This is a genomic window from Citrobacter sp. RHBSTW-01013, from assembly GCF_013781985.1.
In the GTDB taxonomy this organism is placed as follows: domain Bacteria; phylum Pseudomonadota; class Gammaproteobacteria; order Enterobacterales; family Enterobacteriaceae; genus Citrobacter; species Citrobacter braakii.
In genome coordinates this window covers 3,956,457-3,978,692 of the sequence record NZ_CP056185.1, presented here as the reverse complement: position 1 = coordinate 3,978,692, position 22,236 = coordinate 3,956,457, and the positions used below count along the sequence as shown (strand labels likewise).

Here is a 22,236-nt window from a genome sequence, read left to right as displayed (position 1 = left end):
TGTAAAAAATAAATTACCCGCGACTGCAGCCGAAGCTACGGTCGCCATCTCCATATGCTTTTGTATCGAGTTTAGCTAGGTAGTCGAGACGATTCAGTAATTTATTGTATTCTCCTTCAAAGTTAAAATCATTGACGTCTAAAATATAACGACAATTTTCAGGGTAGTGAACCAATCCCGGATAATCATCCAGTTCCAATCCCAGTGCGCTATACCATGCTCTTACAATCATCATCCTTAAATTTCTTTCAGCCTCATAATCACCTAAATGGTAATAAGCATCTTTATTAAAAAAAAGACCAAGGTGAAAGTGACATTTTCCTTCTTCGGAAAACTCCCGTGCCCAAACATGACGAACACGGTTTGGATATATTCTTTTGCCGTTAGCTGCTCTGGTTCTCTCATTGGCCTCCAACATGGCATTTAATGCATTACGGAAACGGGATATGGCACCAGGCTCTAGATTAGGAAAACAGCAAACAGTGTCACCTCTGTCTAAAATGGGTGGATAATGAACATCAACACGTAACGCCATTGTTCTGGGGAATTCACTGATAGCATCATTGACGACTCGTTCAATATGTTTTTTATAGGCGAGCACATGCTCACCATGGGAACCATGATATAATTCCATGTTTCGATCCTGTCGTTAGCCCTACGGCTTTGGATAGCCGTATATAGTAATATGATCAGACATAGCTGAATGTCTGTGGTTAGTTATATTAATTAACTATTAATAGTAATGACTGTTATATAATACCTTTCGGTGATGCTGCCAACTTACTGATTTAGTGTATGATGGTGTTTTTGAGGTGCTCCAGTGGCTTCTGTTTCTATCAGCTGTCCCTCCTGTTCAGCTACTGACGGGGTGGTGCGTAACGGCAAAAGCACTGCCGGACATCAGCGCTATCTCTGCTCTCACTGCCGTAAAACATGGCAACTGCAGTTCACTTACACCGCTTCTCAACCCGGTACGCACCAGAAAATCATTGATATGGCCATGAATGGCGTTGGATGCCGGGCAACCGCCCGCATTATGGGCGTTGGCCTCAACACGATTTTCCGCCATTTAAAAAACTCAGGCCGCAGTCGGTAACCTCGCGCATACAGCCGGGCAGTGACGTCATCGTCTGCGCGGAAATGGACGAACAGTGGGGATACGTCGGGGCTAAATCGCGCCAGCGCTGGCTGTTTTACGCGTATGACAGGCTCCGGAAGACGGTTGTTGCGCACGTATTCGGTGAACGCACTATGGCGACGCTGGGGCGTCTTATGAGCCTGCTGTCACCCTTTGACGTGGTGATATGGATGACGGATGGCTGGCCGCTGTATGAATCCCGCCTGAAGGGAAAGCTGCACGTAATCAGCAAGCGATATACGCAGCGAATTGAGCGGCATAACCTGAATCTGAGGCAGCACCTGGCACGGCTGGGACGGAAGTCGCTGTCGTTCTCAAAATCGGTGGAGCTGCATGACAAAGTCATCGGGCATTATCTGAACATAAAACACTATCAATAAGTTGGAGTCATTACCCTATTTCTATGGCTCGTTGATTATGGGCGTGTCGCTGTTTTTCCTGGGCTTCTCGTTCCATCACTCCTTGCCGGTGCTGGTGACGCTGCTCTTTTTATTTTCCTATATCGCCTGCTTTTCCGCCTGCATCGGACCGGTATTCTGGACCTTGGTCTCGGAAATGTTTCCCAATGCGATACGCAGTAAAGCCGTGGCGCTGGTTTCCTTTACCCAGTGGATATTCAATTTCCTGGTGGTCTGGCTGTTTCCTTTTACGCTGGCAACATTCGGCGGCAATAACACCTTCTATTTCTTTGCCGTAATGTGCCTGATTCAACTGGCGATTGCCAAATTTATGTTGCCGGAAACCAAAGGAAAATCGCTGGAAGAGATCGAGCAGTTCTGGCTGCAAAAACAGCGCCATGCTTCTCCGCTTGCGGACAACGCGTCGGTGAAGGGAAATACGCTGCGCTGAATATTTCCGGCGAGACGAGCTCTCGCCGCCAAACATAAACGGGGTCATTATGGATTCGTTAGAGCGCTTATTAGAGCAGGTGACACGTCCGGCGTTACCACAGCGAAAAGACTACAAAATCGGTATTATCGGCGCGGGTTTTATCGTTGAGCATTGCCATCTGGTGGCTTACCAGAAAGCGGGGTTTACGCCATATGGGATAACCTCGCTGGAAAATGCCCACAGCCAGCGACTGGCCCGGGCATTTAACATCCCTAAAACCTACGCTAGCTGGCAGGAGATGGTGTGCGATCCGAAGATCGAGATTATTGATATCGCCGTGCCGCCGCATATCCAGTTAGCGATTGTGCGTTTTATCTGCGGCAAACATTCTCCGGCGAAAAACGTGAAGGCCATTCTGTGTCAGAAACCGCTGGCGATGTCGCTGGAAGCTGGCCGCGAAATCGTCCGTCTCAGCAAAGAGAGCGGTATCCCCATCGCGGTGAACTCCAATATGCGTTACGACCCGTCGATCCGGGCGCTGAAGTACATTCTCGATAACCAACTGATCGGCACGCCGGTGCTTGCCAGCATTGATATGCGCGCTATTCCCGACTGGCAGCAGTTTCTTCAGCAGTATAAAAAGCTCGAACTGTATGCCATGGCGATCCACCATATCGATGCCTTCCGCTTCCTGTTTGGCGATCCGGTTAAAGTCACCGCTGTTTGCCGCACCGATCCGCGTACCGCTTTTGAACACACCGATGGCATCACCCAGTACACTTTCCAGTATGCCAATGGCCTGATCGCCACCAGTCTGGACGACGTCTGGGCCTGGCCGGGTGGACTCTGCGCTAAAAATAATTATATCAACTGGCGGGTGGAGGGCACCGACGGGTTGGCGGAAGGCGATTTCGGCTGGCATCGCCGTCCGCCGGAGTATTGTGGCAGCACCTTAAAACTGGCGTCACGCGAGTATCCCGAGCGCTGGATCGCCCCGCAATGGAAACGCCAGTGGTTCCCGGATGCCTTTATCGGCACCATGGCGAGCCTGCTGTGCGCTCTGGAACATGGCGCACAGCCGGAAATCAGCGCTGAGGACAACCTCGGCACGCTGGCCTGTATTGAAGCCTGTTATGCCTCTATTCAGGAAGAGCGAACCGTTTATCTCAATGAAATCCTTCAGGAGAATACAAAATGATTAACGTAGGCATCTTTACTGGTTACTACCCCTACTCCTTGGAAGAGACCATCACGAAGATTAAGCAGGCGGGGATGGGTTGCGTGCAGCTTGACCTCGAGTTTACCGATATCGATCTGAGCCGGGGGCATATCACCAAAGCGAAAGCGCACCAGGTGCGCGACGCGTTTCGCAAAGCCAATCTGCCTATCGTCGCTATTTCGGCGTATACGAACCTTGTGCATCCGGAACCGGTGAAGCGTGCCGAGAATATCGCAGCGGTGAAAGAGATCCTCGCTCATGCGCGGGACTTCGGTACGCCGTATGTGATCAGCGAAACCGGCACTTATAACGTCGATAGCGACTGGTTGTACGATCCGCAAAACAGCACTGAGGAGGCGTATCAGGAATTTAAAGCCATCGCCCGCGATTTGGCTGCTTTTGCTTACGCTCACGGCGCGGTATTCCTGGTGGAAAACTACGTGAACAACATTATCGGCTCGGTCAGCCAGGTGGCGCGACTGATGCGCGATATCGATCACCCCGGCCTGGGGCTGGCGCTGGATCCGACCAACTATTTTGATGATAAAAATATCGACGCCATTGATGAAACACTGCACAGCATCTTCAATGTACTGGATAGCAAAATTAAAATTGCCCATGCCAAAGATTGTAAGAAAACCGACGTGGTGATTGAGAAATTCGGGGACGGCGCAGCGGAGCATAACAGCTTCCGTGGAGCCGGTTTGGTGGAGCTGCCCGCAGCAGGGCTAGGGTCGCTTAACTATTTGCTGTATGTGGAGCTGCTCGCGAAAAACCACCCAAATATTCCGCTGATCATTGAACACGTCGACGAGTCGGATATTCCGCGCGCCAAAAACTTTGTAGATGATATGTTGATGGTGACCGGGGCGTAATTCCTAATGTGAATCAGGCATTCCGCGGAACAGGGGGGATGCCTGCGTTAACTGACGTAAAACTCACCACTTAAATTGCAGCACCACACTGCCGTTTATAGATAAGCTTGGTGCCAACCAGGGTTTGGGTACAGCCATGCTGCTTTTGTGCGAACGAATAAAGACTCCCCGAATAAACAAGGGAGCCCGGAAGCGTAACGCACGCGCAGGGCTATTTCTGCCGTGACTCAAGCCAGACCAGCGCCAGCATGGAGAGCGTGCACATCAGCAGAATGCCGACAAACCAAAACAGATACCACATCGTACAGTTCTCCCTAATAAAGTTCGTGGTTGTGGCGGCGGATGGTTTCTACGTTGATTCGTCCCAGCATCTTGTAATAACTCCACAAGGTATAAAGCAGAACTATCGGTAGGAAAATCAGCACGATAACCAGCATGATACTGAGCGTCATCTGGCTGGAGGTACTGTCCCACACCGTCAGGCTAGAGAGTGGATATGCGCTGGATGGCATCACAAATGGAAACAGGGTGATTCCAGCGGTGAAGATCACGCAGGTCTGGGTCAATGAAGTAAACAGAAATCCCCACATGGCCCGACGTTGCCCGCAGGCATAGATCGCGAGCATCGGAAAAATCATGCCCAACAGCGGAATAACCAACAGTAGTGGTGAATTTTCAAAGTGCGCCATCCACGCGCCCGGTGCGGTCGTTACTGCCTTTAATAGCGGGTTGGACGGACCATTAGGATCCTGGCTAAGCAGCACATAGCCATTAATCCCCGTCCACAGCCAATACCCGGCTAACAGGAAGCAGAGCACCACTAACATCGCGCTGCGGCGGGTGGCAGACAGCGCGCGCAGGTGAAGAATGCCGTCGGTTTTCAACTGGAGCCACACGCCCCCCTGCATAATGACCAACATCAGGCTTAATGCGCCGCACAGTAGGGCAAAAGGAGAGAGCAAATCCCAGAAAGTGCCCAGATATTGCACGTGTAATTGTGGTGTGAACACAAAAGGCACCCCCAGGAACAGATTGCCGAAGGCGACGCCGAAGATAACCGGTGGCACCAGGCTGCCGATAACCAACCCGGTGTCCCACATGGCGCGCCAGCGTGCATTCGCTATTTTACCGCGATAATCAAAGGCCAACGGACGAAAGAAAAGGGCGCACAGCACCAGAATCATCGCCACATAAAACCCCGAAAATGCGGCAGCATAGACGCGCGGCCAGGCTGCGAATAATGCACCGCCCGCCAGAATGAGCCACACCTGGTTACCCTCCCAGTGCGCCCCTACGCTATTGATTAACACCCGACGTTCATCATCGTTGCGCGCGATCAGCGGTAACAGGCAGCCGACCCCCATATCAAACCCGTCAGTGACCATAAAGGCCACCAGAATAATGCCAATCAGCAGCCACCAAATGAGCCGCAACGTTTCATAATCCAACATGATGCTCTCCTTTATTCCTGTTGTTGTGCCGGTTGTTGACGTTGCATCGCATCTGGACCAAGACGCGCGTATTTTTGCATCAGGTAGACTTCGGCAATTAAAAACAGGGTGTAAAGCGTGAGGATTAGCCCCATGGAGAAGGCCAGTTGGCCCGCGCTCAGCGCAGAGTGGGCGTACCAGGTCGGCAAAATATCCTGAATCGCCCACGGCTGACGGCCAAACTCCGTCATAAACCAGCCTGCTTCAATGGCAATCCACGGTAGCGGCAGGCTCCACAGCGTTATGTGCAGTACCCAGCGATGCTGGTCGATACGCCAGCGTAAGGTCTGTATCAGCGCAATCGCCATCACCAGCAGCAGAAGGGAACCGCACCCAATCATGATGCGAAAGCTCCAGAACACGGGGGCGACTTGCGGAATAGCGCCGCGTTGTGCGGCTTGATATTGCGCTGGCGTGACATGGTTCATGTCAGGGGCGTAGTTGGCCAACAGGATGCCGTAACCCAGATCTTTTTCCACGGCGTGAAAAGCGTGCAGTAGCTGAGGCGTGCGGTTACCTTTGGCGATTTCCTGCATCAGCAACCATGCTTCCCGGCCCCGCTGCAGGCGGGGTAGCGCGTCTGCCATCAGGTTCTTCAGCCCCGGAACTGGCGTATCTAAAGAGTGAGTTGCCAGGATACCCAGCAGGGCCGGTATCTTCACGGAAAAGGCGTTACGCTCTTGCTCCTGCTGCGGCCAGGCTATCACATGAAAGGGCGCAGGTGCCGGTTCGGTTTGCCATTCCCCTTCCATTGCCGCCAGTTTTACCGGCTGGCGTTGGGCGACCTCATAAGCTGAGCTATCTCCCAGTTGCAGAGTGCCGAGGATAGCCAGTGTGCCAAAGACGGAACCTACCGCGAAGGAGCGCAGGGCGAACTCGCGAGCGCGACCACGCAGCAGATACCAGGCGCTAATGGACATCACAAACATGGCGCCTGTGACATAACCAGACATCACGGTATGCACAAATTTCACCTGGCTGATGGGGTTAAAAACCAGCGCGCTAAAGCTGCTCATCTCCATGCGCAGGGTATCAATATTAAAGTGAGCGCCCGTAGGATATTGCATCCAGCCGTTGGCGTTGAGGATCCACAGGGCAGAGATATTGGAGCCAAACTCTACCAGCCAGGTCACCAGTAAATGCTGGTACTTGTTTAAGCGCTGCCAGCCGAAGAAGAACAGCCCCACGAATGTGGATTCAAGAAAGAAAGCCATCAAGGCTTCCATCGCCAGCGGAGCACCGAAAATATCGCCCACATAGTTGGAATAGAGCGACCAGTTAGTCCCGAACTGAAACTCCATGGTCAGGCCGGTCGCCACACCGAGCGCAAAGTTAATACCGAATAACTTTCCCCAGAAACGCGTCATGTCGCGGTAGACTGTTTTGCCCGTCACCACGAACAGGGTTTCCATGATGGCCAGCAAAAAAATCAGCCCCAGCGTCAGGGGAACAAACAGAAAATGGTACAGCGCGGTCAGCGCAAACTGCCAGCGCGATAAGTCAATGACGTCCCACATGCGAACTCCATCAGGCATTAGAGAGTGAATAGATAAGGAAGAAAACGCCAGACCCGCAGCAGAAAAGTATGCGGGTCGGGAGAAGGGGATCAGGCCGGCGGGCCGGATGCCAGCCAGCTACAGACTTCATCCAGGCGCTGGAGCGAGTCGAGCAGATCCTCCGGAGCAGCCAGTACCAGTTCCGGTAATGGACAGATCTCATAACTCTCGAGCAGAAGCCCTTTCAGGGTATCCAGACAGCGCACATGCCAGACATGGCGCAGCGCCGTGGCGTCGATTTGGCTCTCGCCGTAGCCGATGGTGCGGATCTGAATGCGTCCTTCGCCACACAGGCGGGAGAGGAACTGGCGATCCGCATCGCTAACCGGGAGTTGGGTGAGGTTAATGCTATGAGGTTGCGTGGCCGGATCGCGCACGTGCGCCAGCAGTTCCTGAGCCAGCGTCAGGCCATTCATCAACCCATCGACGGGCGGAGGCAACAGGCTATCGTCTGGCAGCGTCGTGATTGTTGCTGCCTGCCACAGCGCCCGTGGCGCACTGCCTGCCTCCAGATGCTCCTCCCATTGACCCAAGTCATTCTGGCAACGCACCCGCCAGATTCCGCAGAAAATAGACTCCTGAATCTCACTCGCCCTGCCGTCAGCCTGCTGGATACGCACGGAAACTTCGCCTTCGCCGAGCAGCGTATTCAAAAACGTGAGGTCGTCTGCGTTGAGCGTGGATAAATCCCATCCCAGCACGTCCTGTTTTGCGGGAATTTTCTGGCTAAGCTGGTGGCGCACGTCGGCTAACAATGCCATCACCGCCGGGCTGTGCGGACAGTTTTCCAGCCTCGCCATGCTGGGGCTGCTGTTGACCTGGCAGGTGAGGGGCAAGGGATTCATGCTGAAGCTGTCATCGCCCGGCTGGGTTCCCGGCCCCAGCAGATGAAAAAAGGTATCACTCATCTTACAGGCTCCGGGGGATGCGTTCTTCAACGAGGGGGCGCATCAGGTTGAGCAGGTCGGCCCACGGATGGATGCCGCTGAGAATGCCGCGCAGCTCGCCGTGGATAAATACCAGCGTGGCCGGGAAGCGAAATACGCCAAAACGATCGCCGATAGCCTCGCTGTGCTCGAGATCCGCCATAGCGATTTGCCAGTCAAACTGGGGAAACTCGCGGAGCAACTCGGCAATCATTACCGGGTTATCGCTGACTTCCGGCGTGCGGCGGGGATCGCTACTGAGCAGCACCACGCCATCACGCACACGCGTTACCCAGTCATCCAGTTCAGATGCGGTCAGCGGTTGCCAGCCGCGCGCCAGCATGCGTTGCCATAGCGCAGAAAATGGTTTGTCATTCAACATGTTGCTTATCTCTCCAGCGTTACACGATACTGGCGAATACGCACGCCTTCATAGTTTTCCAGCGACAGGCATTCATAGTTCAGGCAACGCGTTTCATCGATTGTCTGTGGCGCGATGCCCCACGCGGCCAGTTGCCTTAGCGCGGCTTGTTCTGCCGCCGGGAGCTGAGCGCGCGCGATGTCGGTCAGGCTGCCGCCATAGTCGTCCAGCTGCACCGGCTGTAGTCCTACGAGGGCGATGTGGGCGGGCAGATGACCGCGAATCTCCGCCAGAGCAAGCACTTCGGAGAAGCTGTTCTGATGCAGACTCATTTTTTTGGCGCTGAGGTAACTGGGGACTTGTTCACCGGCGTAGGATTGCAAAGTGCCTGGCGCGAGTCCGTAGTCGATAGCGTCCAGCAGCAACAAATGGCTGGCCTACTCAACGTAGCCCAGCAGATTCAGCCCTTGCGTGCCGCCGTCGACAATCTCTACCCATTCCGGCCAGTGATAGTGGGCGTACAGGCGTTCGGCAACGCGAATGCCAAATCCTTCATCTGCCCACAGCAGGTTGCCTAAGCCCATCACGATGACGTTAGGTTCGCTCATGACGCCTCCTTATCGCGCTGGCGTTTGGCAAATTTGTGGCTACGGTAGCCGTTGATCATGGTTGAGATGACGGTATCGTCAGACATGATGTCCTCGCGGATAGCCATATACACATGACCGATGATGAAGGCGGCGATGAACCACATCCCCAACCGATGCCAGCTGTGGATATCGAGAGAGTTACCGCCGGTCCAGTAGAAAAACTCCGTCACATAGTGGAAGGGGGTAAAAATGGCGTACTGGCTATGCTCGCTGTATAAGGCAAAACCGGTGAGGATCATAAAAACTGAGAGCAGGAAATAACCGAACATCGCCGCCTGCGCGACGGGGTTATGGCCGATATCTTCTCCCGGTTTTTTTTCCAGGAACAGATACCAACGCACCACCGAAAAGGCACCCTGCCACCAACTGCGACGCCAGACCGGCACGATAAACAGCTCGCGTGAATAGCGATTGCCGACGAAGGCCCAGTAAATGCGACCCAGCAGTATCACCGTAAACACCATGGCTGCGGCGAAATGCACTAACCGGATGTCGCCCATGTAGAACAGGTAAGTGGCTTCGCCGTTGACCGACGGCAGTGGTCGGCCAATGAAGTATCCGGTTACCATCAAAACCAACATGCAGCCCACTGTCAGCCAGTGCCACAAGCGTACGGGCGCTTCAAACACATAGTGGCTGACGGCGGTATCACGCGCCTCCCCGACGCGTGGGGATATCTTTCCAGTCATCGTTCCGTTCCTTAACGCTTAGCGAACCTGGACTGCGATAAGTTCGCTGCCGTCGTCGCCGAGGACGTGGGTTGAACATGCCAGGCAGGGGTCGAAGCTGTGCAAGGTGCGCAGGATCTCCAGCGGTTGATCCGGTATCGCCATTTGGGTGCCCATCAACGCCGCCTCGTAGGCGCCAATTTGCCCCTTCGGATCGCGCGGGCTGGCATTCCAGGTGGTCGGCACTACGCACTGATACACGTCGATCTTCTGGTCGCGAATCGACGCCCAGTGACCGAGTGCTCCGCGCGGCGCCTCGGTAAAACCGATCCCACGGCACTGCTGCGGCCAGCTTGCAGGCTCCCATTTTTCGGTATTCGCCGTAGCCAGATTGCCGTTTTTCAGGTTGGTCATCAGCTTGTCGAAGAAATATTGCAGCTTGCTCACGGCCCACTGCGCCTCGTGCGCGCGGCACAAAATACGCCCCAGCGTCGACTGCATACCCGACAGCGGCAGTTTGAGTGCGGACATCATGCGATCGACGGATTCAATCGTGGCGGCATCCCCTTTGTGATAGGCAATCAGCGTACGCGCCAACGGTCCAACTTCCATGGCGTGTCCGCGCCAGCGCGGGGCTTTAATCCACGAGTAGCGTTCCTGTTCGTTGAGCTGCTGGATATCGGTATCGCTGCCTTTGACATCGCCGGGGTTGTACCAGGGTTCAGTAATCCCCTCGAACGGGTGACGACCTAATTGATCGTCCGGATAACGGTACCAGGCATGATCGACAAACTCCTGAATTTGCTGCTGATCGGCCAGATCCACCGGCATGACGTTGTTAAAATCACCGTTAATGACCGCGCCGCCAGGCATCAACAGGCTCTTCGCGCTGAAGTCGTTGGCAATATCCGGGAACGCGCCGTAGCTTAAGACGCACTTATCAGACAGCCCGGTGCCAATCTGGCTCCAGGGTTTGTTGAACTGGCCGATAGCCAGCGCGTCAGGAACCATGACGTTGTTGATGAAGTCGGCGGTGCGGGTGATGATCGACTGTACCAGGTTAAGACGTTCCATATCGACCGCGCCAACCGCGCCGCTCTGATCGATATTGATAGCGCATGGCATGCCGCCGACAATCCAGTTAGGATGCGGATTCTTGCCGCCAAACACCGTATGGATTTTGATAATCTCGCGCTGAAAATCGAGCGCTTCCAGATAATGGGCAAAGCCCATCAGGTTAGCCTCTGGCGACAGTTTGTACTGCGGATGTCCCCAATAACCGTTGCGGAAAATCCCCAGCTGACCGCCATCGACAAATTTCTTCAGGCGGTTTTGTACGTCAAAGAAGTAGCCCGGGGAGGACATAGGCCAGGCAGAAAGGCTTTGTGCCAACTGCGAGGTTGCGCGCGGGTCGGCTTTCAGGGCATTCAGAACGTCAATCCAGTCCATTCCGGCTAGCTGGTAAAAGTGGACCAGGTGGTCGTGACACCACAGCGTCGCCAGCATAATATTGCGAATGATGTTGGCGTTATCGGGCACCTTGATGCCAATGGCATCTTCAATGGCATAGACCGATGCGAGCGCATGTACGCCAGTGCACACCCTGCAAATTCGTTCGACAAATGCCCAGGCATCGCGCGGGTCGCGCCCTTGCAGAATAATTTCCAGTCCACGGAACATGGTGCCGCAGGACACCGCGTTGGTGATGATGTTCTGCTCATCAATGTTCACCTCACAACGCATATGGCCTTCAATGCGCGTAATGGGGTCGACAACCAGGCGCCGGCCGGCATTATTGACCGTATATCCCTGGGTTTGATACGAATTGCTCATGCCTGTTTATCCTCATTGTCTGGCGACTGTTGTCCGGCGTCGGCTAATTGCTGTTTGTGGCGGTTATGTTGATTGACGGCGCTGGCGACTGCGTGGACACCGACGCTGGCGGCCACCACGCCTAGCGCGGTGAGGCCCACGGTATCGGCGGTTGAATGCGTCCCCATCTGCGGGATATCGACCACGCGGCTGTAGAACGAACCGCGATCCCAGAAGCCGTTCTCTGAACATCCCAGACACCCATGACCGGACTGGATGGGGAAAGAAACGCCGCCATTCCAGCGGGTGGTGGAGCAGGCGTTATAAGTGGTAGGCCCTTTGCAGCCCATTTTGTACAGGCAATAGCCTTTTCGGGCAGCGTCATCGTCCCAACTCTCAACGAACTCCCCGGCGTCAAAGTGGGCGCGGCGGTAGCATTTGTCGTGAATACGCTGACCATAGAACATCAGCGGACGCCCCAAACGATCGAGTTCAGGCAGACGATCAAACGTCACCATATAGGTAATGATGGCGCTCATGACATCCGGAATCGGCGGGCAGCCGGGCACTTTCACGATTGGTTTATCGGTGATCACCTTATCGATCGGCGTTGCCTGGGTTGGATTAGGCCGGGCGGCCTGCACGCAGCCCCAGGAGGCACAGGTTCCCCAGGCGATAATCGCGCTGGCGCCTGCCGCAGCTCTTTTTAGCTTTTCAATAAACGGTCGCCCGCCGCTGATGCAGAACATTCCTTGTTCACCCAGCGGAGGATTGCCCTCGACGGCCAGAATGTATCGGCCGTGGTAGCGGCTCAGAATGTCTTCAAATACCTCTTCGGCCTGCGTTCCGGCGGCGGCCATCAGGGTGTCGTCGTAATCAAGAGAAATCAGGGAGAGGATGACGTCTTTGGCGAGTGGGTGAGAGGAGCGGATAAATGATTCAGTGCAACAGGTGCATTCCAGCCCGTGGATCCAGACGACCGGGATCCGGGGTTTGTTTTCCAGCGCCCAGGCTATTCTGGGCGTCATTGCGGCTCCCAGCCCAAGCGATGTTGCTGCGAGGCTGCAATATTTGAGAAAACTGCGTCGACTCACCCCTTTGCGGCGCATCGCCTGATAAAAGGTCTCCTCGTTATTCGTATTCATAACACGCGTTTCTTCCCCCGTTGAGTTCTGGCCACATCGCCAGCGATAATCTAAAAAAGCCTATCCGATCAGCGGGGAGAAACAATGCAAAGTGTAGGGTTATGTCCTATTGCGATATTTTCGTGCCCGTTACCTGTTTTTCACTGTCCGGGAATAAAAAAACGCACAGGGGAGACCGCCCTGTGCGTCGGGTTTATTGCGGAAGAACTTAAACCCCAAGGCGATCGCGTAAGCTGTAATATGCCGCCCCCATGGCGGTAAACGGAATGCGCAGGCTGCGCCCCCCCGGGAACGGGTAGTGCGGCAGTTTGGCGAAAGCGTCAAAGCGCTCGGCATCCCCGCGCAGCAGTTCAGAAATCAGACGTCCTGCCAGGTGGGTACAGGTCACGCCGTGGCCGCTGTAGCCCTGCATATAGTAAATGTTGGTATCAAGACGGCCAAACTGCGGCATGCGAGATAGCGTTAACAGGAAATTACCGGTCCAGCGGTAATCAATTTTTACCCCCTGCAATTGCGGGAAGGTTTTCAGCAGTTTCGGCATTACCAGACGTTCAATATCGTCCGGATCGCGGGCGCCGTAGACCACGCCGCCGCCGTACAACAGGCGGTTATCGCCGGTCAGACGGTAGTAATCCAGCAGATAGTTACAATCTTCCACGCAGTAGTTTTTAGGAATCAGCGAGCGCGCCATCTCCGCAGACAACGGTTCGGTGGTTAATACCTGTGTGCCGCATGGCATGCTGCTTTTTGCCAGCGCAGGCTCCAGTTTGTCGCCGAGGTAGGCGTTGCCCGCGACGATCACAAAGCGGGCCGTAACCTGACCTTTTTCGGTGCTGACCACCGCCGGGCTGGTGTGCTGGATACGGGTGACCGGCGACTGTTCGAAGACGCGCCCGCCGTTCAGACGAATGGCGTTAGCTTCGCCAATCGCCAGGTTCAGCGGATGAATATGACCACCGCTGTGGTCGAGCAGCGCGCCGACATAACGATCGCTGCTGACTTCGCGACGAATTTCGCTGCTGTCTAACAGTTCAAGCTGCGTGTTGCCGTAGCGTTCCCAGTTCGACTTCTGCTCCTCCAGCGTTTCCATCTGCTTGTGGTTCAGCGCCACAAACAGTCCGCCGGGGCGATAGTCGCATTCGATCTGATAACGCTTGATACGTTCGCGGATGATATTACCGCCTTCAAACATCATGCTGCCAAGCATTTTGGCGGCGTCCGGGCCATAGGTGCGCTCGATGACGTCGATATCGCGACTGTAGGAGTTCACCAACTGACCGCCGTTACGTCCGCTGGCCCCAAAGCCGATACGCGCGGATTCCAGTAGCACTACGTCGTAACCCATCTCCGCTAAGTGCAGGGCGGAGGAGAGACCGGTATATCCACCGCCCACGACGCAAACATCACAGCTAACCGACTCGCTAAGGGTGGGAAACGGTTCGTACTGATTGGCGCTTGCGGCGTAATAACTGCTGGTATGTTCAGTCATGATTAAGGCTCCAGGGAGATCCAAATGGTTTTCAGTTCGCTAAATTTTTCCAGCGCATGCAGGGACTTATCGCGCCCGTTGCCGCTTTGCTTATAACCGCCGAACGGCACAGTCATATCACCGTCGTTGTAGTTATTAACGAAGACCGAACCGGCCTTCAGGCGACGACTCATGCGGTGGGCGCGCGACAGATCGCGGGTCCAGACCGCGGCCCCCAGGCCGTAGTCACTGTCGTTGGCCAGCGCCAGGGCTTCGGCTTCGCTGCTAAAACGGGTGATGACCAGTACCGGGCCGAAGATCTCATCGCGGCTGACGTGGGCTTGCGGGGCTGTATCGACAAAAATAGTCGGGCCGATAGCCGCTGGGTGGACGTGGCTGCGACCATCCAGCGCCAGCGTGCCTTGCGCTTCACCGTCGCGAATAAAACCGTGCACGGTGTCGGCATGCGCGTTGTCGATAAGCGTGCCCATCGTGGTTTCCGGATCCAGCGGGTTGCCCGGCTGCCAGTTTTTCGCCTGCTCTTTCAGCAGGGCAATGAACTCGTCGGCAATACTCTCTTCCAGTAACAGACGCGTACCGGCGATACAGACCTGACCCTGGTTATAGAAGATGCCTGCTGCAGCATTGGCGGCGGCTTTCGGCAGATCCGGGCAGTCGGCAAAAACGATGTTGGCACTTTTACCACCGGCCTCCAGCCAGACGCGTTTCATATTGCTGTCGCCAGCGTCTTTGAGCAGTTGCTTGCCGGTGCGGGTCGAGCCGGTAAAGGTGATCACATCAACATCCGGATGCTGCGACAACGCCTGGCCCGCTTCGTGGCCATATCCGCTCACCACGCTGAGAACGCCATCGGGCAAACCTGCTTTTTTCGCCAACGCAGCAAGGCGAATGGCGGTCAGCGGTGATTTTTCTGAAGGCTTGAGGATCACGCTGTTGCCTGCAGCCAGTGCCGGGCCAAGTTTCCAGCAGGCCAGCAGCAGGGGAAAATTCCACGGCACAATGGCCGCAATGACGCCCACCGGCTCGCGCACAATCAGCGCCAGATCGCTCACCGAGGTGGTGGCCACTTCGCCATAGACTTTATCTATTGCTTCGGCGTACCAACGGATGGCGCGTGCCGCGCCTGGAATATCATCACGCAGGCTATGGCGAATCGGTTTACCGGTGTCGAGCGTTTCCAGTAGCGCCAGCTCCTCGTGATGCTGCTCCATTAAATCGGCGAACTTGTGCAGGACTGCCTTGCGCTCTGCGGGTGATGCTTGCGACCAGTCTCCGCGTTCAAACACGGTGCGGGCTGCGGTGACCGCGCGGTCTACATCTGCTTTTTTGCCGCGGGCGACTTTGGCGAGCGGACGTTGTCCTGCCGGATCCTGCGTAATAAAGGTTTCGTTATCGGCGGCTGCGCAATATTCGCCGTTAATAAATAAACGGGTCTCCGGCGAATAATGGCTGGCTTTTTCACGCCAATATTTAAGATTCTGAAAGTTCATAGCTACTCCTTTTATATCAATAAGATAAAGTTCGTTGCTGATCTTTTTCAGGCAAAATCAGGCTGCACGATGCCCCAGGGATGTACCCTGTTAATGCGCGTTATTTAAGAAGGCCTGAGAAACTCAGGCCGCTACTTATTAGAAAGTGGTAGGAGTGTGGGCACTGATGATGCGGCAGATCCCTGCCGAGGTGTTGCTGAAGCTATGTGGTATACCGGTGTTAATGGCATAACTTTGCCCTGCAACAAGATGATACGTTTGACCGTTGATGGTCAGTATCACTTCACCTTCCAGTATTGTCCCAATCTCTTCACCCTGGTGTTTAATTCTCTCCCCGGTTGTCGTACCTGGCTGATAGGTTTCAAACATCATGGCCAGCGTACGATTCGGATTTCCGTTGTGTACCAGCTTCATGGATACTCCCTGACTCCCGATCTCAATCAAATCATCCTGATTGATAACCACCTGCGGTTCGTCAGGCTTTTCCGGTTCCGCGAAGAACTCGGAGAGCGACAGCCCATAAACTTTCAATAGCTTTTGCAGCGTACTGATGGCAGGACTGACTTTATCCTGCTCTATGGTGCTGATGGCGCTATGCGTTAACCCAGACAGTTCGGCGGCACGACGCTGTGAAAGACCCAATTGCTGGCGGATCTCTGACAAACGTTTACCCGGCGCCAGGCCGTCATCGCTCATAATTGCATTTCCTTAACTGTAGTGGTCAGAGTCGCTGTTTTTCAGCGAGGTGGTTCTGACAAGCGGTGATAAAACCTTCAAGTAACAAACGCGACAGGGCGTATTCGCTACTGTTCCATTCCGGGTGCCACTGCACGCCAAGCGCGAAAGGATGGTCGTGAACGCTGGCTGCTTCCACTAATCCATCCTGCGAGCGTGCTTCCACGCGCAGTTGCGGGCCAAGGGTTTTTGCGCCCTGACCATGCAAGGAGTTAACCCAAAACGTGCTGCAACCTGGTATTAGCTGAGATAGCAATCCTCCCTGTTGAACCTGGACTTCATGAGATGGCGCATATTGCTGCTCCACCGGGAGTTCCGCATCTTCACGATGTTCCAGGAACTGTGAGTGATCGCACAGGCGACGATACAGAGTCCCGCCAGTGGCGACAACTAATTCCTGTAAGCCCCGGCAGATGGCGAAAATGGGAATGCGCCTTTCGAGCCCGGCGGTAATTAGCGCCATGCTCAGAAGATCACGCCCGGGATCGGCGTCAGACTCATCGCCATTTTCACCATAGAGGTGCGGCTGCACATTGCTTGGGCTTCCTGGCAGGAAGATACCATCCAGTTTCGGTAACAGCGCGTTCAGTAATTCGGGTTCCGCAAGCGCATGGGGAATCGCTATCGGTAATCCACCGGCGTTCAATACTGCATTCAGGTACTTTTCTTGCAGAGTCTGGGTCTCGTGACCCTTAAGCCTGTTCCTACACATCACTACACCAATAACTGGCTTGTCAAATATATTGCCCATGATCGACCTCACGTTTTGGAATAAATTATTGCCAAACGGTTCCTTGTTATGTCATTCCGTTCATTATTTTCTCAATCTAGCAGCGGAATAACCTTCTAGCAAACTTAATTTAACATTTGACAAACAATTTATTTGCATCCAGAGTCGAAGAGTGGACATTATATTTAACAGTCAAATCACAGAACAGCTTACAGGCCAACGGCGGTGAATCATGGAAACCAATATCGTAGAAGTTGAGAATTTTGTTCAGCATTCTGAAGAGAGACGAAGTAGCGCGTTTGCGCGTGAAGTTAAGCAGTATCTGGAGCGCTATCCCAACACGCAGTTCGTGGATGTGCTGTTAACCGACCTGAATGGTTGCTTTCGTGGTAAACGCATTCCCGTTGCAGGGTTACACAAGTTAGAGAAAGGCTGCTATTTCCCGGCATCCGTTTTCGCGATGGATATTCTTGGCAATGTGGTCGAAGAGGCGGGATTAGGCCAGGAGCTTGGCGAACCGGATCGGACCTGTGTCCCGGTGCCTGGCACGTTAACACCTTCGGCCGCCGATCCGGAATGTATTGCGCAGATGATGCTGACGATGCTGGATGAAGATGGCGCTCCCTTTGACGTTGAGCCGCGGAACGTACTTAACCGACTCTGGCAGAAACTTCGCCAGCGCGGTCTGTTCCCCGTCGTAGCGGTAGAGCTGGAGTTCTATTTACTCGATCGTAAGCGCGATCCCGAAGGTTATCTGCAGCCGCCGTGCGCGCCGGGAACGGACGATCGGAATACGCAAAGTCAGGTTTACTCGGTTGATAACCTGAACCACTTTGCTGATGTGCTAAACGATATCGATGAACTGGCCCGTTTGCAGCTGATCCCGGCTGACGGCGCGGTGGCTGAAGCCTCCCCTGGGCAGTTTGAAATCAACCTCTACCATACCGATAACGTACTCGACGCCTGCGATGACGCGCTGGCGCTGAAACGGCTGGTACGGCTGGTGGCGGAGAAACATAAGATGCATGCCACGTTTATGGCAAAACCTTATGAGGAGCATGCCGGTAGCGGAATGCATATCCACATCAGCATTATGAATAATAAAGGCGAGAACGTGTTGGCCGATGCGAATGGCGATGATTCCGCGTTACTTAAGCGTGCGCTTGCCGGGATGATTGATCTGATGCCCGCGTCAATGGCGCTGCTGGCGCCGAATGTGAACTCTTATCGCCGCTTCCAGCCGGGGATGTATGTTCCGACCCAGGCTTCCTGGGGGCACAACAACCGTACGGTGGCGCTGCGCATTCCCTGCGGCGATCGTGATAACCATCGGGTTGAATATCGCGTGGCGGGGGCTGACGCCAACCCGTATCTGGTGATGTCGACCATTCTGGCGGGGATCCTGCATGGGCTGGATAACGAGCTGCCGTTGCAGGAAGAGGTGGAAGGCAACGGCCTGGAGCAGGAAGGGCTACCGTTCCCGATCCGCCAGAGCGATGCGCTGTGGGAGTTCATGCAAAATGACAGTCTGCGTGAGTTGCTCGGGGAGCGTTTTAGCCATGTGTATCACGCCTGTAAACACGATGAACTGATCCAGTTTGAACGCCTGATTACCGACACTGAAATTGAGTGGATGCTGAAAAACGCCTGACAGGAAAGTGGCCCGGCGGCGGAATGTTTGTCGGGCCTGTCGCATTGTTTAGTCATTGAAAAAAAGAAGTCGCATCATGCGGTCTGAGCGGAGCCAGCCCGTCAATATTGCAGGATCACCTGCCATTTCCCGGATGTCGCGTAATGGAGCGGCTTGCGACAACGGGTCTTCAGATAACCGACAGAGTTTGTGACGAGGAAATGTGATGATGCCAATGTTTAAAAACCCGCCCCGCGTGAGCATCCATGGCTCCCGCAGTAAGTACGGACCGCATCTGTGCCGTGCAACATTGACGCCTTTCTTTTGGCTTTCCACCCCGACACGACCCAGGTCTGCAGTACCCACGTTTCGAACGCAGATCTGGGCCCGTGGCGGGGAGGAAAGCTATGTCGACTAATTCTTCTGTGGATCTCGCGGCCCAGCCGGGCAAAGCACGGTTGCGTAAATCCCTCAAGCTGTGGCAGGTGGTGGTGATGGGGCTGGCCTATCTCACACCGATGACGGTATTTGACACCTTTGGTATTGTTTCGGGAATCAGCAATGGCCATGTTCCGGCCTCCTATCTGCTGGCCCTGGCGGGCGTGCTGTTTACCGCCATCAGTTACGGAAAGCTGGTACGCCAGTTTCCACAAGCCGGTTCTGCCTACACCTATGCGCAAAAAGCAATCAACCCGCATGTGGGGTTTATGGTCGGCTGGTCGTCACTGCTTGATTACCTGTTCCTGCCGATGATTAACGTCCTGCTGGCGAAAATTTACCTTTCCGCGCTGTTCCCGGGCGTTGCGCCATGGATTTGGGTAGTGATGTTTGTAGGGATCCTCACCGCGGCCAATTTGAAAAGCGTTAATTTGGTGGCGAACTTCAATGCGCTGTTTGTACTGGTGCAGGTCGCGATAATCGTGGTGTTCATTGTTCTCGTGGTGCAGGGGCTGCACAAAGGCGAAGGGGTCGGGACCGTCTGGTCGCTGCAACCGTTTATCAGCCAGAATGCGCATTTGATCCCGATTATCACCGGGGCGACCATCGTCTGCTTCTCGTTTCTCGGTTTTGATGCGGTAACCACGCTCTCTGAAGAGACACCGGATGCCGCGCGTACCATTCCAAAAGCAATTTTCCTTACCGCGCTTTACGGTGGACTGATCTTCATTGCTGCCTCGTTCTTTATGCAGCTGTTTTTTCCAGATATTAGCCGATTTAAAGACCCGGACGCGGCGCTGCCGGAGATTGCGCTGTACGTTGGCGGCAAACTGTTCCAGTCTATTTTCTTGTGTACGACCTTTGTGAATACGCTGGCGTCAGGTCTGGCCTCCCATGCCAGCGTTTCGCGTCTGCTGTACGTGATGGGCCGCGATAACGTCTTTCCGGAGAAGTACTTCGGCTATGTCCATCCGAAATGGCGTACACCCGCGCTGAACGTCATTATGGTCGGGATTGTGGCACTCTCGGCCCTGTTTTTTGACCTGGTGACCGCCACGGCATTGATTAACTTTGGCGCGCTGGTGGCCTTTACGTTCGTTAATTTGTCCGTGTTTAACCACTTCTGGCGTCGTGAAGGGCGTAAGCATACCTGGCAGGAAAAGTTGCACTACCTGGTATTGCCAATGGTCGGCGCCGCCACCGTTGCCGTACTGTGGGTGAACCTGGAGGTGACATCGCTGACGCTGGGACTGGTATGGGCTGGCGTGGGGTTGGTGTATCTCGCCTACCTGACCGGACGTTTCCGCAAGCCGCCGCCGCAGTTTGACGCCGCGAAATCTGAGCAGGCCTGGGAGTGACTTTTTCCAAAGGGTGAGTTATCAACCAACTTGTGAACTCTGTTAGTCACTAAAGGGGCGAACTGCCAGGGTACGCCCCTTTTATTCATGTGCGTTTAATCAGAGTGAAATCAATGATCACTTTTAATTTGCTTACATGTATCCAACCATCTGGTTGCATCAATTTTCCCGTTTGCCAGATATTGTTGCTGGTTCTGCCAGTGCGCGGCGAGGAATGGCTTAAGGCCTGCAAGACGTTTGTTCAGTGTGAGCATTTGATCGAAAACCATCACTTCATGTTTCAGACCTTCCTGACCATAAAGCGTGGCTGAATCAACCAGACTACTGGCGTAGTAACTCGTCAGCTGTTGCAGGCGATCTGTTTGCTCACCAAGTTTTGTTTTTCGGATCGCGCAATTTTTATCACTGTCATCTTTATCTTTACACAGCAATTCATAGTTGTGATTGAGGAAGTCAAGAAAGCGGCCATCATCCTGCAATTTTGTGCAAAGGAAGGAGCCGAGGTTAAGGCTGGCGCGGATCGATTGTGCCCGTTCTTCCTGTTGTTGCTGATTACTGGCGCGGAGCTGATTTTCCAGATCCTTCAGTTTCTTTTTCAGCTCTGTGTCTTCAATGCCTGATGCCAGGCTTCCCAGCGCTTTTGCGGTGTCTGTGGGGACTTCTTTGCTCTTATCTATACCTGGTTTATCTGCGCCGAGAGCAGCCCAATTTTTCTCCAGCTGTTTCACTCGGTCTGTTGATGTAATGGTCGGAGAGACCAGTACCAGACGCAGGCCGGTGGTTTTGCTGGTGAAAGGATGGGCTTCATCGTAGTAGTTAATTTCTTTACGGGTCGCGCTACGGATCTCTGATTCATTCGAGATGACGCTGCCTCCGCGAACCACAAAACCACCAGCCTGGCCGTGAAGTCTGTTGATTTTATTGAGATAAAATGGGGTGAGCATCATCTCAGAGACGTTGCCCAGCATATCGTGTAGGCCGAGGGGGTTAGGGTTCAACAGCCCAATGAGCTGTACTTTGCCGTTAGAGGACTGCGACCCGGAATACCACTCGTAATTTTTCATGTCATCCATCGGATAGTGGGAATCACGGAATTCCGCACTGTTTACCTTGAGGCCGCCGCGTGCTGCAAATTCCCATTCTACTTCAGTGGGCAGACGTAAAAATCCAGGGTTGCCATCCTCTTTCGGTAATTTGTCGAGAGCATTCGTGCGTAACCACTGGTTATATTTATCGGCAAAATTTACTGCATCGAACCAACTGATATTGGTTTCTGCGATGCTTAACTTACGTGATGGCGTGGGACAGGTACCGCTGGTTAATGCCTGGTATTGCAATGCTGTCAGTTCATATTTGGCCATCAAATAGTAACGACCTTTGTTTTTTTTGCTTTCGGTAAAGCTACCGGCGATGAAGGTTGGATAACTGTGTTCAACAAAACCCCATTCTCCGCCATCTTCTCCTAAGGTGATCGGCATATCATCCAGAGGACCTGAGACCGGGATTTCTACCTGACGGAAAACCATGGAGCCTTCACAGGGCATGGGCAAAATAATATCTTCGCTATCCGGCTTGGGGTTATAGATTTTCTCTGCCCACGGTTCGGCCAGCACGGGTGACATCTTCACCAGCAGAGTCAGCGCCAGCCAGCGTGATAATGTGGAAGGGGTAAGGGTCATGGACGTTCTCCGCAAA

The 22,236-nt window shown here is 54.1% G+C and carries 20 protein-coding genes and 1 pseudogene; 6 read left to right on the top strand and 15 right to left on the bottom strand.

Features of this window, described 5'->3' with window-relative positions; translation table 11 throughout:
* Positions 1-13: 13 nt before the first annotated feature.
* Positions 14-634 carry an inovirus Gp2 family protein gene (locus HV350_RS19105; RefSeq protein WP_008321072.1) on the bottom strand — a complete coding sequence of 207 codons (621 nt, stop codon included), beginning with the start codon at positions 632-634 and terminating at the stop codon, positions 14-16.
* 186 nt (positions 635-820) lie between these two features.
* Between HV350_RS19105 and HV350_RS19100 the strand changes: the two genes are divergently transcribed.
* From HV350_RS19100 to HV350_RS19085, 4 genes are all read left to right on the top strand, one after another.
* Positions 821-1,518 (top strand): IS1-like element IS1B family transposase gene (locus HV350_RS19100; RefSeq protein WP_095033700.1). Its coding sequence is split into 2 segments (ribosomal slippage): positions 821-1,070 and positions 1,070-1,518, totalling 699 coding nucleotides; the frame shifts between segments, so codons are not numbered across the junction.
* A 37-nt stretch (positions 1,519-1,555) separates the two neighbouring features.
* On the top strand, positions 1,556-1,987 hold the full coding sequence (locus tag HV350_RS19095; protein WP_181629144.1) for an MFS transporter: 432 nt from the start codon (positions 1,556-1,558) through the stop codon (positions 1,985-1,987).
* Between the two features lie 49 nt (positions 1,988-2,036).
* Positions 2,037-3,167 (top strand): Gfo/Idh/MocA family oxidoreductase, encoded by a 1,131-nt coding sequence (locus HV350_RS19090; protein WP_049281638.1) that lies wholly within the window; start codon positions 2,037-2,039, stop codon positions 3,165-3,167.
* The gene (locus HV350_RS19085) at positions 3,164-4,063 is read left to right on the top strand and encodes a sugar phosphate isomerase/epimerase (RefSeq protein ID WP_181629143.1); all 900 of its coding nucleotides are present in this window, start codon (positions 3,164-3,166) and stop codon (positions 4,061-4,063) included. The genes HV350_RS19090 and HV350_RS19085 overlap by 4 nt, the downstream gene beginning before the upstream one ends.
* 211 nt (positions 4,064-4,274) lie before the next feature.
* Here the strand turns inward: HV350_RS19085 and cbdX are convergent, their stop codons facing one another.
* From cbdX to puuD, 13 genes and pseudogenes are all read right to left on the bottom strand, one after another.
* Positions 4,275-4,364, bottom strand: coding sequence for a cytochrome bd-II oxidase subunit CbdX (gene cbdX, locus HV350_RS19080; RefSeq protein WP_181629141.1), 90 nt, complete (start codon positions 4,362-4,364; stop codon positions 4,275-4,277).
* A gap of 13 nt (positions 4,365-4,377) precedes the next feature.
* The gene (gene appB / locus HV350_RS19075; protein WP_181629140.1) at positions 4,378-5,514 is read right to left on the bottom strand and encodes a cytochrome d ubiquinol oxidase subunit II; all 1,137 of its coding nucleotides are present in this window, start codon (positions 5,512-5,514) and stop codon (positions 4,378-4,380) included.
* Positions 5,515-5,525: 11 nt separating this feature from the next.
* Positions 5,526-7,070, bottom strand: coding sequence for a cytochrome bd-II oxidase subunit 1 (gene appC, locus HV350_RS19070; RefSeq protein WP_181629138.1), 1,545 nt, complete (start codon positions 7,068-7,070; stop codon positions 5,526-5,528).
* An 89-nt stretch (positions 7,071-7,159) separates the two neighbouring features.
* Positions 7,160-8,017 carry a hydrogenase expression/formation protein gene (locus HV350_RS19065; RefSeq protein ID WP_016151905.1) on the bottom strand — a complete coding sequence of 286 codons (858 nt, stop codon included), beginning with the start codon at positions 8,015-8,017 and terminating at the stop codon, positions 7,160-7,162.
* Position 8,018: 1 nt separating this feature from the next.
* The gene (gene hyaE / locus HV350_RS19060; protein ID WP_047417026.1) at positions 8,019-8,417 is read right to left on the bottom strand and encodes a hydrogenase-1 operon protein HyaE; all 399 of its coding nucleotides are present in this window, start codon (positions 8,415-8,417) and stop codon (positions 8,019-8,021) included.
* A 5-nt stretch (positions 8,418-8,422) separates the two neighbouring features.
* A pseudogene (gene hyaD / locus HV350_RS19055) lies at positions 8,423-9,004 on the bottom strand (hydrogenase 1 maturation protease).
* Positions 9,001-9,735 (bottom strand): Ni/Fe-hydrogenase b-type cytochrome subunit, encoded by a 735-nt coding sequence (gene hyaC / locus HV350_RS19050; RefSeq protein WP_080859990.1) that lies wholly within the window; start codon positions 9,733-9,735, stop codon positions 9,001-9,003. The pseudogene hyaD and the gene hyaC overlap by 4 nt, the downstream one beginning before the upstream one ends.
* 18 nt (positions 9,736-9,753) lie before the next feature.
* Positions 9,754-11,547 carry a Ni/Fe-hydrogenase large subunit gene (gene hyaB / locus HV350_RS19045; RefSeq protein ID WP_181629137.1) on the bottom strand — a complete coding sequence of 598 codons (1,794 nt, stop codon included), beginning with the start codon at positions 11,545-11,547 and terminating at the stop codon, positions 9,754-9,756.
* A complete protein-coding gene (hyaA, locus tag HV350_RS19040) occupies positions 11,544-12,671 on the bottom strand; it encodes a hydrogenase 1 small subunit (protein WP_046276297.1) in 1,128 nt (375 codons plus the stop codon). Before hyaA ends, hyaB begins: the two co-directional genes overlap by 4 nt.
* A 208-nt stretch (positions 12,672-12,879) precedes the next feature.
* Positions 12,880-14,160, bottom strand: a complete 1,281-nt coding sequence (locus tag HV350_RS19035; RefSeq protein ID WP_016155784.1) for an FAD-binding oxidoreductase — start codon at positions 14,158-14,160, stop codon at positions 12,880-12,882.
* Between the two features lie 2 nt (positions 14,161-14,162).
* On the bottom strand, positions 14,163-15,650 hold the full coding sequence (gene puuC / locus HV350_RS19030) for an aldehyde dehydrogenase PuuC (protein ID WP_075846746.1): 1,488 nt from the start codon (positions 15,648-15,650) through the stop codon (positions 14,163-14,165).
* A 138-nt stretch (positions 15,651-15,788) separates the two neighbouring features.
* A complete protein-coding gene (gene puuR, locus HV350_RS19025) occupies positions 15,789-16,346 on the bottom strand; it encodes an HTH-type transcriptional regulator PuuR (RefSeq protein ID WP_016151913.1) in 558 nt (185 codons plus the stop codon).
* 25 nt (positions 16,347-16,371) lie between these two features.
* Entirely contained in the window at positions 16,372-17,136 is a 765-nt protein-coding gene (gene puuD, locus HV350_RS19020) for a gamma-glutamyl-gamma-aminobutyrate hydrolase (protein ID WP_016151914.1), read from the bottom strand.
* Between the two features lie 211 nt (positions 17,137-17,347).
* On the opposite strand from puuD, the gene HV350_RS19015 reads away from it, so the two are divergent.
* Positions 17,348-18,766, top strand: coding sequence for a glutamine synthetase family protein (locus HV350_RS19015; RefSeq protein ID WP_046276299.1), 1,419 nt, complete (start codon positions 17,348-17,350; stop codon positions 18,764-18,766).
* 386 nt (positions 18,767-19,152) lie between these two features.
* Positions 19,153-20,541: an APC family permease gene (locus HV350_RS19010; RefSeq protein WP_181629136.1), complete on the top strand. Its 1,389-nt coding sequence runs from the start codon at positions 19,153-19,155 to the stop codon at positions 20,539-20,541.
* Positions 20,542-20,651: 110 nt separating this feature from the next.
* Here HV350_RS19010 and HV350_RS19005 read toward each other — a convergent pair whose 3' ends face one another.
* Positions 20,652-22,220 (bottom strand): SUMF1/EgtB/PvdO family nonheme iron enzyme, encoded by a 1,569-nt coding sequence (locus tag HV350_RS19005; protein ID WP_181629134.1) that lies wholly within the window; start codon positions 22,218-22,220, stop codon positions 20,652-20,654.
* Between the last annotated feature and the right edge of the window lie 16 nt (positions 22,221-22,236).